The organism is Pigmentibacter sp. JX0631 (genome assembly GCF_029873255.1).
In the GTDB taxonomy this organism is placed as follows: Bacteria; Bdellovibrionota_B; Oligoflexia; order Silvanigrellales; family Silvanigrellaceae; genus Silvanigrella.
In genome coordinates, this window is record NZ_CP123622.1 from 2,677,007 (window position 1) to 2,691,719 (window position 14,713).

The 14,713-nt window shown below is 27.0% G+C and carries 8 protein-coding genes; 5 read left to right on the plus strand and 3 right to left on the minus strand.

The genetic code is table 11. The features are described from left to right. Nucleotides 1-331 precede the first annotated feature (331 nt). Genes QEJ31_RS11670 through QEJ31_RS11680 form a run of 3 tightly spaced genes read left to right on the plus strand, consistent with a single transcriptional unit; the run spans nt 332 to nt 8,416 of the window. Entirely contained in the window at nt 332-6,721 is a 6,390-nt protein-coding gene (locus tag QEJ31_RS11670; protein ID WP_280590328.1) for a non-ribosomal peptide synthetase, read from the plus strand. 26 nt (nt 6,722-6,747) lie between these two features. Then, nucleotides 6,748-7,626 carry an SAM-dependent methyltransferase gene (locus tag QEJ31_RS11675; RefSeq protein ID WP_280590331.1) on the plus strand — a complete coding sequence of 293 codons (879 nt, stop codon included), beginning with the start codon at nt 6,748-6,750 and terminating at the stop codon, nt 7,624-7,626. Nucleotides 7,627-7,645: 19 nt separating this feature from the next. Beyond that, nucleotides 7,646-8,416 (plus strand): thioesterase domain-containing protein, encoded by a 771-nt coding sequence (locus QEJ31_RS11680; RefSeq protein ID WP_280590333.1) that lies wholly within the window; start codon nt 7,646-7,648, stop codon nt 8,414-8,416. A 359-nt stretch (nt 8,417-8,775) separates the two neighbouring features. On the opposite strand, the gene QEJ31_RS11685 is transcribed toward QEJ31_RS11680, so the two are convergent. Then, complete coding sequence (locus QEJ31_RS11685) at nt 8,776-9,816, minus strand: LD-carboxypeptidase (protein WP_280590335.1); 1,041 nt, start codon at nt 9,814-9,816, stop codon at nt 8,776-8,778. Next, entirely contained in the window at nt 9,806-12,097 is a 2,292-nt protein-coding gene (metE, locus tag QEJ31_RS11690; protein ID WP_280590337.1) for a 5-methyltetrahydropteroyltriglutamate--homocysteine S-methyltransferase, read from the minus strand. The genes QEJ31_RS11685 and metE overlap by 11 nt, the downstream gene beginning before the upstream one ends. 412 nt (nt 12,098-12,509) lie before the next feature. Here metE and QEJ31_RS11695 point away from each other — a divergent pair, with 412 nt between their 5' ends. Further along, the gene (locus tag QEJ31_RS11695) at nt 12,510-13,238 is read left to right on the plus strand and encodes a hypothetical protein (protein WP_280590339.1); all 729 of its coding nucleotides are present in this window, start codon (nt 12,510-12,512) and stop codon (nt 13,236-13,238) included. A gap of 117 nt (nt 13,239-13,355) precedes the next feature. After that, nucleotides 13,356-13,727, plus strand: a complete 372-nt coding sequence (locus QEJ31_RS11700; RefSeq protein WP_280590340.1) for a hypothetical protein — start codon at nt 13,356-13,358, stop codon at nt 13,725-13,727. 5 nt (nt 13,728-13,732) lie between these two features. Here the strand turns inward: QEJ31_RS11700 and QEJ31_RS11705 are convergent, their stop codons facing one another. Next, nucleotides 13,733-14,692: a fatty acid desaturase family protein gene (locus tag QEJ31_RS11705; protein WP_280590342.1), complete on the minus strand. Its 960-nt coding sequence runs from the start codon at nt 14,690-14,692 to the stop codon at nt 13,733-13,735. Nucleotides 14,693-14,713 lie beyond the last annotated feature (21 nt).

A 14,713-nucleotide genomic window follows, 5' to 3' on the forward strand; every position in this document is an offset into this window, starting at 1 on the left:
ACAATTTAAATTATATTTGTTTCTTAATTACTTTTTGTTACTAAGTGTATATCAGAAAGTATTATGTAATTACTTTATTTATATAAATTTAAGCATAAAATTTTCAAATTCTATGATATTTCCATAAAGTTGAGAAACGATTAAATTTTGTCAAAAAAATAATAATTATTAATTTTTTGCAAATTTATTTGCAATAATTTTTTTTTTAATATTATTTTTAAAATTTACTAAGAATTTTAAATAATTAATTCATACTAGAATGTATTGACATACAAAATTTATTGATTTAAAACAAAATAATATAAAATAAATAAATTTCTAAAGGATAGGTATGAACAATCTTTTTGACATGCTAGAATATTCTGCACAATTAAATCCAAATAAAGTAGCATTTACTTTTTTAGAATTTGAAACAAAAAGTGAATGTAGTATAACATATTTAGAGCTTTCTGAAAAAGCGAAAGAACTAGCATGTGTTTTGCAGTCAAAACTTAATCAAAGTAACATTGCAGAAAGAATTATTTTAATATACCCACCAGGACTCGATTTTATTGTGGGTTTTTTTGCCTGTATTTATGCTGGTTATATTGCTGTTCCAGTCGTCCCTCCTGAAAATAAAAAAAATATTGACAAACTAAATCTCATAATTAATGACTGCGATGCTAAAGTTTGTTTATCTACAGAAAGTTTGCTGAAAAAATTTGAAGAAGATATAACAAATTGTATTCCGTGGTTAGACAGTACTTTAATTGTCTTAAATTCGCCTGATAAATGGGTTCAGCCTTTAATCAAAGATTCTGATATCGCATTCTTGCAATATACATCTGGTTCTACTGGAAATCCGAAAGGAGTGATGGTATCGCATGGAAATATAATTAGTAATTTAGAAATGATTTCTGCACGTACTGCAACAAATCAAGATTCCATAATGGCAAACTGGTTACCGCATTTTCATGACATGGGATTAATTAATGGAATTTTACATCCAATATACAAGCAGTTTTTTTGTTTAGTAATGTCACCATTATCAATCATGATAAAACCATTCCGTTGGTTAAAAGCTATTAGTGATTACAAAGTTACTATTAGTGGTGGGCCCAATTTTGCATATGAACTTCTTATAAATAAAATAAATGCTGAAGAAAAGCTTAACATTGATTTAAGTTCATGGAAAATTGCATTTAATGGAGCTGAGCCCATTCGCTCTAATATTTTAATTAAATTTGTTGAAGAATTTAGTATTTGTGGATTTAAAAAAGAAGCTATTTATCCTTGTTATGGGCTTGCAGAAAACTGCTTATTCGTAGCAAGTGAAAAAATAAATAATGGTGCAGTAATTAATTATTTCAAATTTCATAAAAATTCTGATTTAGAGTCTTTTGAATACTTTGAAAATATTTCTGAAAAAAAAGATAATGTTAAAGCAATGGTTAGTTGTGGTTTTGGGCACGAAACACAAGTAATTAAAATTGTTGATTATGAAAATAAAAGTGAAATTACCGACAATCATATCGGTGAAATATGGGTGAGAGGACCTAGTGTCGCTTTGGGATATTGGAATAAAGCAGAATTATCAAAAGAAATATTTCAAGCTTACTTAAAAAATGGAGAAGGTCCATATCTTAGAACTGGTGATTTAGGTTTTATAAATAGTGATCAATTATTTATTGCTGGCCGAGTTAAAGATTTAATTATTATCTCTGGAAAAAATTACTATCCTCAAGATATAGAAGAAGTGTTTGATCGCATTTATCATAATAGTAGAAATTCTGGCAATACAGCAGCATTTAGTATTGATTTATTTGATCATGAGCAATTAGTTATTGTTACCAAGTCTATTCAGAGAATGACTGAAGTTGAATTAGAAGATAAGGTAGCAGAAATATGCAATGAAATTTCAAAAAATTTTGGGCTACTTGTTTATAGTATTTTATTTGTAAACAAAAATTGTATTGAAAAAACAAGTAGTGGTAAAATAAAGAGGCAAGCTATCCGATCTAAATATTTAAATCGGGAACTAAACTGTATAAATGAATGGATAGATAATAGTCAACAAAATACAAATTTTGATAAAAACACAAATTTGTCATCTACAGTTTTTGATTTAGCTTCAATTTATTCAAAAATGCTTACAATATGGTCTGATATACTAGAAATTTCTGCTAGCGAAATTAAGTTCCATTCTGATTTTTTTAATTTAGGTGGAAATTCATTAAAGATAGTGCAGATTTATAGGGTTATCCAAAAACATTTTGGAGCGTCTATTTCAATAAAAGAATTATATGATAAAACAACTATTGGAGATTTATCTAAATTAATCTTCGAAAAGCAAAAAAATAGTAGTGATTTATATCAAGACACTCTGGAAATTGAAGTAGACAGCAAAAATCGTTTTCAACCATTTCCTTTGACTGATGTTCAGCATGCTTATTTAATAGGACGCAATAATCAGTATTCACTTAGTGGTGTATCTACTCATGGGTATAGTGAATATCATTTTTCTGATTTAAATTTACCTCGGTTTGAAAAAATATGGAATTTATTAATTAAGAGGCATGATTCACTGAGATTAATTTTTCAAAGTGATTTGCAATACGTTCTTGAAAACGTACCATATTATGAAATTAAAGAATATGATTGCACTGTATTATCGGAGATAGAAATTGAAAAGCATTTCACTTTTATTCGCAATGAATTATCTCATCAGGTTTTTTCTGCCGATAAGTGGCCTTTATTTGAGATTCGAGCAAGTAAGTTTTCAGATCATATTATATTACACTTAAGTCTCGATGCTTTAATATTAGATATGTGGAGTGTCCAAGTTTTATTTAATGAAATTAAAGATCTTTATTTTAATCCCGAATTTAATTTAGCACCGTTAAAAATAACATTTCGTGACTATGTTGTAAATGAAAATAAAAGAAAAGAGACAACTCAATATAAAAAGGATGAAGAGTATTGGAAAAATAGAATAAAATATTTTCCAAATTCCCCGCAACTACCAATAAAAAATTCACCTGAAAGTATTAAGAAAACTAAATTTAAAAGAGAATCGTGGATTTTAACTAATGACAAGTGGGAGAATTTCAAAGAAATATCTAATCAATATAAAATCACCCCTGCAGCAGCTTTAGGTGCTTTATATGCTAGTATTTTATCTGTATGGAGTAGCAATTCAAAATTTGCAATTAATTTAACTCTTTTTAATCGCTTGCCGGTTCATCAACAAGTAAATTCTATAGTTGGAGATTTTACTACTTTATTGTTACTTGAGGCTCAATGTGAAAAGTTAGAGATATTTTTAGATCAGGCAACACGTTTACAAGAGCAATTGTGGACGGACTTAGAACATAACTTATATAGTGGTATAAGTTTTCAACGTGAATTAACTAAATATCAGCAAAATAAATTAAGTTCAATGCCAATCGTGTTTACCTGTATGTTAGGAAATGAAAATAATGATTTTAATCTTTTAAATGGTAGAGAGATTTATGGAATAACACAAACTCCACAAGTTTGGTTAGACTTTAAAGTATATAACCGTTCAAATAATTTAATAATTGAATGGGATTATGTTGAAAATTTATTCCCAGATAATTTAATTGAAACTATGTTTAGTATGCTTAAAAAAAACCTGTTGGTGTTATCAGAAAGTAGTAAAGAATGGTCGAATAAATTAGTGATTTTACCCGCAGAACAAAAAGCTCAACAAGAAATCTTGAATTCAACTTATTGGCATACAAGTGAGGTATTACTCCATGAACTTTTTTGTAAACAAGCACTAATAACACCTAATAATATAGCTGTAATTAATGATAAAAAAGAAATTACATACTCTGATTTATATTATTCAGTTAATGTAATTGCAAACGAATTACGCCAACTTGAAATTAAAAAAAATGAAATTATTGCTATTATAATGGATAAAGGATGGGAACAGGTTGTTGCCTGTTTAGGTATTATGCTATCAGGTGCAGCTTATTTACCTATTGATTCAAATACTCCCATATTAAAAATACAGCAAATATTGGAGGAAAGTGATTCAAAAATTATTATAACACAATCCACAAATAAAAAGATTCAAAATGAATTACCATATAGTAAAACAATTGGCGAAAGTAGAGTTATTTTACTTGACATTTTTATTGATAAAATTTCAGAAAAACAATTAAATTCTTATCCAATTTTATCATCTATTCAGTCTATAAGTGATTTAGCTTATGTAATATATACTTCTGGTTCTACTGGAAAACCTAAAGGTGTAATGATAGATCATAAAGGAGCTGTTAATACAATATTGGATTTAAACGATCGTTTTAAAGTAACTGAAAATGATCGTATTTTAGCTCTTTCAAATTTAAATTTTGATTTATCCGTTTATGATTTTTTTGGAATTTTAGCGGTTGGTGGTTGCATTGTGATCCCTTCATCAAACAAGCAAAAAAATCCAGAATATTGGTCTGATTTAATTTTGAAACACAATATTTCTATATGGAATTCTGTTCCAACTTTTATGTCAATGCTCATTGAATCCTTAGATTTAAATTACATAAATAAATCATACTTAAGATTGATTTTATTAAGTGGGGATTGGATTCCCCTAGATTTACCTGAAAAAATTAGAAAATATTTTAAAGAATCTGAAATAATTAGTTTAGGAGGAGCTACTGAAGCATCTATTTGGTCAATTTATTATCCTATTAAGTCAATTGATAAAAATTGGAAAAGTATTCCTTATGGAAAACCGTTAAGAAATCAACATTTTTATGTGTTAAATGATAGAATGGAAAATACTCCGCACTGGGTGGTAGGTGAGCTTTATATTGGTGGGATAGGTTTAGCAAAAGGATATTTTAACAATGAGGAGCAAACTTTAAAATCTTTTATCCATCATCCTGTAACTAATGAACGACTTTATAAGACAGGAGATTTGGGTAGATATTTACCAGATGGCAATATCGAATTCCTAGGCCGAAAAGATTTTCAAGTAAAAGTAAATGGATTTAGAATTGAACTAGGTGAAATTGAATATAATTTGCAACAGTATCCAGGAGTGAAAAAAGCAATTGTAAATATAGTAAAAAATAATTCAAAATTAATTGCTTATATTTTATCTGACTCTTATGTTGATAATGATATTATAACAAACTCTATAGAGCGAGCTCAATTTAAAATAGCAAGACATAACATTATAAATGATTTAAATGAACCTAGTGAATCTATACTGCTCTCTATTCAAGAAGATAAAGAACAAAGATTAAGTAAATATTTCTTTAGGAAAAGTTATCGGAATTTTGATGAAAAAATATCTTCAAAAAAAATAATTGAAGAATTAATATCAAGAATTACAGGATATATTTTAGAAATAAATCAAAGAAAATCTTTATTAGATAGTTTGAACTTTGAAAAATTTAGCTTATTATTATCTGTTCTTGCTTCAATTAAGTTTAAAGAAGATCAATTACCAAAATATTTATACCCTTCCGCAGGAAGTCTTTATCCAGTTCAAGTGTTTATAGAATTTTGTGAGTCAGTTCATTCTAAATCTAATTTTTATTATTATCATCCTGATAAAAATCAATTAATCTCTGTAAGAAATAATAGTAATAGTAGTGTAGACTTAAATTCTCAAATAAAAGTTCATTTAATTGGTAAACAATATGCAATTAGGCCAATGTATGGAAAATTAAGTACTTCCTTTTGTTTACTTGAAAGTGGTTATATTTTAGGATTATTAACTGAACAAGCAAAAGAACTTAATTTAGAGTTACTTTTCCAAGAAAGTAATGGTATTAATTTAAGGCAAGAATTAAATCTTGATATTGAAGATACTATAGTTTCAGTTGAAATTAGTAATAATTTAAATAGACAAAATGATAAAATTAAAAATTCATATAATCTACCCGATTTATATGTATACGTAAAAAATATTAATGAAACAAATGAGAGTCAATGGTATTTATATAATTTTAATAAAGAATTATTAGAGTTAGTTAGCATATCAATCGATTTAAAAAATGAGTTACTGCCGTTTGGAACTGAATGCATGGTTTTTAATGACGCATCTCTGGCAATATTTTTAGTAGGAAATAGCAATCAATATGTAGCAGCAGGTATGCTATCACAATGGCTTATGGATGAAGGTATTAAAATTAATATTGGAATGTGTCCCATAGGTATCCCAAATCAAAAAATTAGCAAATATTTTATGGAAAATGATAATAAAAATATTTTACATTCTTTATATGTTGGAAAAATCAGTGATGCACAAAAGCAAGAAAAAAAGGAATCAAAAGTCCAAGAAAATTACAGTTTTTTAAAGGATTACTTAAAATTAAATTTGCCAGAATATATGATTCCAAATTATTTTCAAATAATTGATAGAGTTCCCTTAAGTAATAATGGAAAAATAGATAGGAATTTATTAGCAATACCTGTTGATGAAGAAAATTTAGATTTTAATAAAAAAGTTTATCCAGTAACTGACTTAGAAAAGAAAATTGCAAAAATTTGGTCTGAATATTTGCATATTGATGCAAATAAAATTGGGGTTTATGATGAATTCTTTCAAATAGGAGGAAATTCTTTAACTGCAATAAAATTAATAAATCATATGCGTAAGTTGTTTAATATAGAAATTCCTTTTCAAAAAATCTTTGAACTTCAAACCATTTCAGAATTATCAAATTTGATAATAAAAATGCAGAAAGTAGAAATGTAAATATAACTAATTAAAGGAATTTAAAAATGCAAAATCAATCATCAAGTATTTACCATGTCTCAGATACAGCATTGTGGATTGCTGCTTATCGAGCAATGGAATCTAAAAGAAAAGATTCAATTTTTGAAGATCCTTTAGCAATACTGCTTGCAGGAGAACGTGGTAATCAAATGGCGAAAAAAATGAAATCAACTTCACTTATGGCTTGGGTTGTTGCTATTAGAACGAGTGTTATTGATAGACTAATTTTGAAAACTATAGAAAGTCAAAATATTGATACTGTTATCAATTTAGGATCAGGATTAGATACAAGACCTTATCGTTTAAATTTTTTATCAAATATAAATTGGTTTGAAATTGATTTTCCAAATATGATTAATTATAAAAAAGAAGTTTTAGTAAATGCTAAACCTAAATGTTCTTTAAACCATATAGAACTTGATCTCTCTAATATAGAGGGTAGAAGAAATATTTTTTCTTCTTTAAATTCATCTGCGAAAAATGTATTACTAATTTCTGAAGGTTTTATTTCTTATTTAAAAGAAGATGATGTTTCTTTATTATCACAAGATCTAATAAGTAATTCAAATTTTAATTACTGGATACAAGATTGCTATACATTAAATATGTATAAAGTTTTTCCAAAGAGATGGAAAAAGAATATGAACAGTTCTCCTTTTCAATTTTTTCCTAAAGATTGGTTTGATTTTTTTACAAAACAGGGATGGAATAAAAATGAATTTATTTCCTTTTTAGCTGAAGGAAATAAATTGGGACGTTTAACTCCAATGCCTTTTCCTTTTAATGTATTTAATTTTTTGTTATCTAATTTATCACATAATCCATTTGAAAATTTATATGGAGCAGTTCTTTTTTCAAAGAACAATATTTTACCAATTAATTAATAAAAAGAAATGAATTAATATGTTATTAAAGCTTAAATCGGCAATTAGTGGTAATAAAATTTATCTTATATGTTTTCATCATGCAGGGGGTAATGCTTATTCGATTTATCCCATGATAAAGTATTTAAAAAATATCCCTGAGCTTGAAATATTGTCGTATGAATTTAAAGGAAGAGGTAAAAGATCTAATGAAAATCTATGTGATAGTTTCTCAGATAATCTAAAAGAAGTAATAAACTGTTTAGATATGGAATTAGACAAAGTATCTCCAAGAATTTTTTTGGGGCATAGTATGGGTGGTATATTTGCATATGAATATCTCAAGCAAAATATAAACGAAGCAATACAGTATGGGCTTATCATTTCATCTAAGCTACCCCCTATTTTTCAATATTTACAAAAAATATATTTCCCAGCTATGGAAGATAACGATTTTTTTAATTTAATTACTGAATTTGGTGGAATTGAGCCAGAAGTTTTAGATAACAAAGAATTAATAAATTATTTCTTTCCCATACTTAGAAATGACTTTAACTTGATATATAATTATGAACAACACATTAGTGATCGAAGTATTGTAAAAATTAATGCAGATATTCTGGTTATATATGGATTAAATGATAAATTTATTACTTCCAATGATATTAAAATGTGGCAAAATTATTCTAATTTAAATTGTAAAATTTTGCCATTAAGTGGTGAGCATTTTTATTTTAAAGATAATCAAAATATTTCTTTATTAGAAAAAGAAATAATACAATTTTTTAAAATTCCTAGGATAGTAATTTAAATCAATACACTTCTATATTGTGAGTAAAAAATTTTAAAATTTTAATGAATTAATGAGATAAAATAAAATACTTTATCTATATAGATAAATTTTGTATAATATATTGTATAAAAATATTATTTTTTTTCTACTCTATAATATACTGTTTGAAAAATATTATAATTTTTTTTAGTTTTATTTCTTTTGATAGGTGAAGTTGTTATAAGAAATGGTGGAAGATTTACTGGTACGTTAACAGGAGGAACAGTGGAAAAATAGTTTTGAAAATAGTAAACTGTCTTGTTAAATTTCCTTAATAAATTTCTAATCCATATGTTTTGAATTGTTCTAAGGCAATAAGATATTTTTTTTAAATACATTTAGTCGCATACCGCAGCTTCTAAAATCTCAAAATTAAAATTTTCATTTTCTGCTTCAATTTTCACATTGAGCATTTGCGCTAATGTGTGTGACGGATGCGTATGCCCACAATCAAATTGGCTTATTATAGGGTAGTTGCGTTTACCTACAATCTCCAATATAAGATCTTCATAAGTGAACGGAGCATTTTTATTTTCTAAAACCTCTGGTTTGCCGATGATTAGACCGACAATTTTATCGAATACACCCAAAAATTTTAAATGTGTTAATGAGCGTTCTTCTTCGGGAAAAGGGGCTTGTTCTTCTTCAATTAGTAATATTTTTCCTTTTAAATCAGGAAAATATTTTGTTCCTGCAAGTGCACATAATGTATTTAAATTAGCAATAATTATTGGAGCTTCAGCGTAACCATTATTTAAAATTTTTCCACCATTATTTGAATTGTATTTCCTTTCACCGGTTTTCCATTCTAAATTTAATGCATTGCGAAAATGATTGCTCCAATATTTAAAAGGTTTTATTTTATAATTATTTAATTTGCTTTCAGAAGATAAATTTTTAAAAGAGGCAATTGAATCAGAAAATCCTTCGGGCCATTCACCAAATGTAGGGATCACTGCGGGACCATAAAATGTAGATAAATTCGCTTGAGTTAATATCCCCATGTGGAGTGAAGTGATGTCGCTATAACCTGAAATTATTTTTTTAGCTTCGGCAATTTTTTCGAAATTAAGATAGGGTAACAAGGAAGAAGAATTATAACCTCCTATTGTAGCAATTAAGAAATCTACTTTGGGATTTTCAATCAGTTCCATGAATTCTTGCGCACGTTCTTTAGGAGGAGCTGTTCTATATCCCTGGGAAATAAACTGTCTTGTTAGATGTCCTTCATAAATTTCAAATCCATTTGTTTTGAGTTGTTCCAAAGCATGAAAATATTTTTCCTTAAACCAAATATGGGCTGGTGAAGATGAAGTAAATATTCCTGCTGTAGCGCCTAATTTCAAAGATTTTGGTTTAATAATTTTGTTAAGAATCATTGCAACGTAATTCCTTAGCAGCAGAGACCATATTTTTTAAGGCAGGTTCAACCTCATTCCATGATCTTGTTTTTAAACCACAATCTGGATTTACCCAAATTTTATTTTTCGCAAAAATATGTGCAGCTTTTTTCAATAAAGAAACAATTTCTTCTTTGCTTGGAATTCTTGGTGAATGAATATCATAAACCCCAGGCCCAATTTCATTTGGATAACTAATTTTAGAAAAATCAGAAAAAAGTTCTAGTTGTGAACGAGACATTTCAATTGAAATGACATCTGCATCCAGTGCTATGATAGCAGGTAGGATATCGCCAAAACTAGAATAACACATATGGGTGTGAATTTGTGTTTCATCTTTTACTCCACTAGTGGCTAACTTAAAAGCTTGAACTGCCCAAGATAAATAATTTGGCCAATCTTTACTTTGCAAAGGTAATCCTTCGCGAATGGCTGGCTCATCGACTTGAATAATTTTAATCCCTAACTTTTCTAGTTCAAGAATTTCTTCACGTAAAGCGAGTGCAATTTGAAAGCACGTTTCACTTTTTGGTTGATCTTCTCTGCAAAATGACCATTGAAGGATTGTTACAGGTCCTGTTAGCATTCCTTTTAAGGGTTTGTGAGTCAATGATTGCGCATAAGTTGTCCATTCGACTGTTAAAGCTGATTTTCTGGAGACATCGCCATAAATAATTGGTGGCTTCACGCAGCGTGAGCCAAAACTTTGCACCCAACCATTTGTTGTAAAGGCAAAACCATTTAAATTTTCTGCAAAAAACTCGACCATGTCATTTCGCTCAAATTCTCCATGAACTAAAACATCAAGTCCTATTTCTTCTTGTTTATTTAGACATTTTTGAATTTCCTGTTGCATAAAGTGATTATAATTTTCACTTGATAAATTTCCATTCCGCCAGTTAGCTCGAGCTTTTCTAACTTGTTCTGTTTGTGGAAAAGAACCAATTGTAGTTGTTGGATAGTCAGGCAATTTTAACTTTTCTTTTTGAATTTTTTCTCGTACTTCATGGGGAGAATTTCTGTTAAAGAAATTATCTTTTATTTTTGTTTGTTCTTCTAATGATATTATTTGGGAGTTTAGACTAGAGTTATTTCTATTTGCTAAAATTTCAACATTTTCTTTTAGTAAATCTAAATTTTTTGTCAGAAATACATTTTTTAATAGACTTAGTTCTTCTAGTTTTTGAACGGCAAAAGATAACCATTTTTTTATTTTTAAATCTAACTTTTCTTCATAGTTCAAGTTAATTGGTGAATGAAGCAAAGAACAAGATGGAGCTAGTATAATATTTTGTGAATTTCTTTTTGTAATTACATAAGTTAAAATTGAGTAAGCATGATTTAAATTACCTTTCCATATATTTCGTCCATCAATTATTCCAAGGGATAGTATTACATTTGTAGGAATTTTTGTTAATGCGAGTTCGAGTTGTTCTTCTGCTCGTATTAAATCAAGATGAATTCCATCGAGATTTATTTTTGCAAATAAATCAAAATGTACTTCGACAGAAGAAAAATAAGTAGTTAACATAATTTTAGGTCTTGATATTATTGCTGTTAATTTATGGTATGCTTTTTCAAAATATTGCAATTTGGTGTAGTCAAGATCACAACTAAGACAAGGTTCATCTATTTGGATCCAATCAACTCCAATTTGGGTAAGTGCTGAAAAAAGTTCTTCATAAATTGGTACAATATTGTCGAGAAGTGTCAAAGTAGATTTTTCGATTTTACTATCTGAAAATTTTGCTAACAATAAAAAAGAAAATGGGCCAATTATTACTGGGCGTGTATTTATTCCTAAAGATTTTGCATCTAGAAAATCATGCATTATTTTAGTTGCATTTAATTTAAAGGTTTGAAATTCGTCTAATTCAGGAACAATATAGTGATAATTTGTATCAAACCATTTTGTCATTTCAAGTGCTACTAAATCAATATTTTTGTCACTATTTTGGAAACCTCTTGCCATTGCAAAGTATCTATCAAGAGGATTTTCAATCACTAGAAATTTTTTTGGGATTGCTCCTAATAAAATAGCCATATCTAAAACATGATCATAAAAAGTAAAGTCGTTGCTTGGGATGTAATTTATCCCTAATTCTTTTTGTAAAAACCAATTATTAAGTTTAATTTTATAGGCAACGACATTTAACTCTGATTCACTTATTTTTCTTTGCCAAAAATTTTCCAACGCTTTTTTTAATTCTCTATTATCTCCAATGCGGGGAAAACCTAAATTTGCTAACGAAACTGACATAAGCTCCTCCTTCGGGAGAGAGCGAAATATTCAAAACTGAAAAGGTTTAAAACCTTCAAAAAAATAATAATATTTTTGTGAAAACCCTTTCCATCGAAGAGAACATTTCACTCATTGTTAGGCAGTTTGGGGGGATCGGACTAAGAAAGATGATCTTTCATCACCGTTGCGGGACAGAGCCAGAGTTTCACTGGGCTTCACCACACCAAATGCAGTTATAAATTGAATTATTAATTAATGTTAAGATTAGATATTTGTCAACTATTTTAAAAGAATAAAATAAATTAAATAAATTTAAAATTTATTTAATGAAAAAAAATATTTAATAAATTTATTTTTATTTTTTTTGACATAAAAATAAATTTCTAATAATGAATTAATTGATTTTTATTTAACTCATAAGGAAATATTTATGAAAATAAAATCTTTAATTTTTAGTACCTTAATATTTGTAAGTTTTTCTGCATCAGCTAGTGTGATAAATAATTCAGCACTAATTATAAATAAAGAGGAAACGCTTTATGATAAAATGCAAAAAATAGATGATGCAATATGGAAAACGAGTTTATGTATTTATAGCAATAGTGAAACTGACAGAATTTTGACAATGGAAGTTAAATTAAATATTCTCATTGCAGAAACTAAAAAAATCCACGAATTTTATCAAAGTAAAATTGAAATTGCATTAGCTGAAAATAATCAAAATATTGTCCAATTTTTAAATAAAAATATTAAAGACACCAAAATTTTTAATGACATTTTAATTGACTTACAAAAGAAATTCTCATTTTTTATAAATAAAAATGATCTAAAAAATAAACTTGATTTCAATTGTAGTGACGATAAACTAAAGTTCTTAGAAAACGGCAATATTTTTCATTTTTATGACGAAATTAAAGAAAAAAATGATAAACTTATGGAAGTAACAGAAAATATTTTTAATTTTTCTAAACAAAGAATTTATGTTGAAAAATTTGAAGATGTAAAGTATTTATATACTGAAAGAAAGGTTTTTGATCTTACAAATATAGAATTATTTAATATGTCTCGGATGTTAGATAAAATGTTAAGTGAGGTTAAAGATATGATTGACATAATATTAGATCCCGAAACCTCTCAAGAGGAAGGTATATTATTTTAAAATTGTTTTTTTTCTGTTAATATTTAAATTTATATAAAAAATTTTTTTGTTGACAATAATTCTTTTTTTATGTACTAGATAGTAAATATAAGCTTCAAATAAAAAAGGAATAATAAAATGAAAATAACAAAAATTTTGTCAATTTTTTCTTTACTTACAATTAACTCAGCAAATGCAACAACTGTATTACAAACTTTGAATTGTGTAGTCTTTCAAAGATTTGGATATGTTTCAGGAGATAAATTTTATTTTAATATAAAAGAAAACAAGAGCACAAATCCTGCGACTGTTGAAATAGCAAGCTTGCTTATTCCAACTACTGGAATTGCAAAAAATGTAGTGATTGAATTAGTTGATCAAGATGATACAAAAGCTTATTTTGCTTATAATGAAATTTCTGCGACTTATGATAAAATTTCAAAAACTGCTTCATTTACAAAATCTTTAGATAATGGTTTAAATCAAGTTTATGCATATTGTGCAAAATAGTTTTATTAATTACTTTCTTCAAAGTATTTAAATCTATAATCGATCCAACTTTTTAGTACTGAATTATTTCCTTTTATATAGTTTTTTGGATTACATGCATTTGAATAATTTGGCCAGTTTAAAAGAATTTTATGCATTTTTTCTAATTTATAAGTTTGAATTTTTGGAAATAAATGATGAGTTAAATGATAATTATCTCCAAATGGGAAAAAAATAAACTTTGTAATTTTATCAGGATGGTTTCTTGTTCCTTTTATAATTCCATTTAGTGGTAGTCCTGCATGATCTGAAATTTCCATGAATACTTTAAGACAATGATATATGGTTAATTTTGCACTAAACCAAAGGATTAAAAAAATAAAAAAGCTTTGTAAAGAAAAACAAAAAATTATTACTATGCTTAAAAAAATCCACCATGTAAAAGCTCTTATAATTTCACTGAAAGAAAATATAAATAAATTTCCAAGATAGGAACTTACTATCCAACGTTTACTTTTTAGTGCTGTTATAAAAATAGAAAGACTATTTTTTTGGTTTGTGGGATCAAGTAACTCTATACTAACAAAATCAGGATCTTTTTCTTGTATACCTAAAAATTTGTGGTGTTCTAAATGTGATTTGCGAAAGTACTTAATATTTTCAAAAAATGAATAGCCTGCAAATAAATTAGCTGCTAAGTCATTGATATATTGATTTTTAAATAGACTATAATGTGATGCATCATGTAGTATATTTCTCATTGTTCTTTGTTGAATTCCAAAAATAATAATTGCTAATGGGAAAAAATAGAAACTTTTATAAGCAACTAAATACCATGCAGCAAAAATACTTAACCAAATATAAGTAATGAAAAATATACTAAACAAATTTGATGTGTTTTCTAAATTCTTTAAATCATATATCTTATTTTCTTGTGATATGAATTTTATAGCATCTGTAATATCACGAATATTATCTTTTAACATATAAAAAGCCCTATTTTTTTA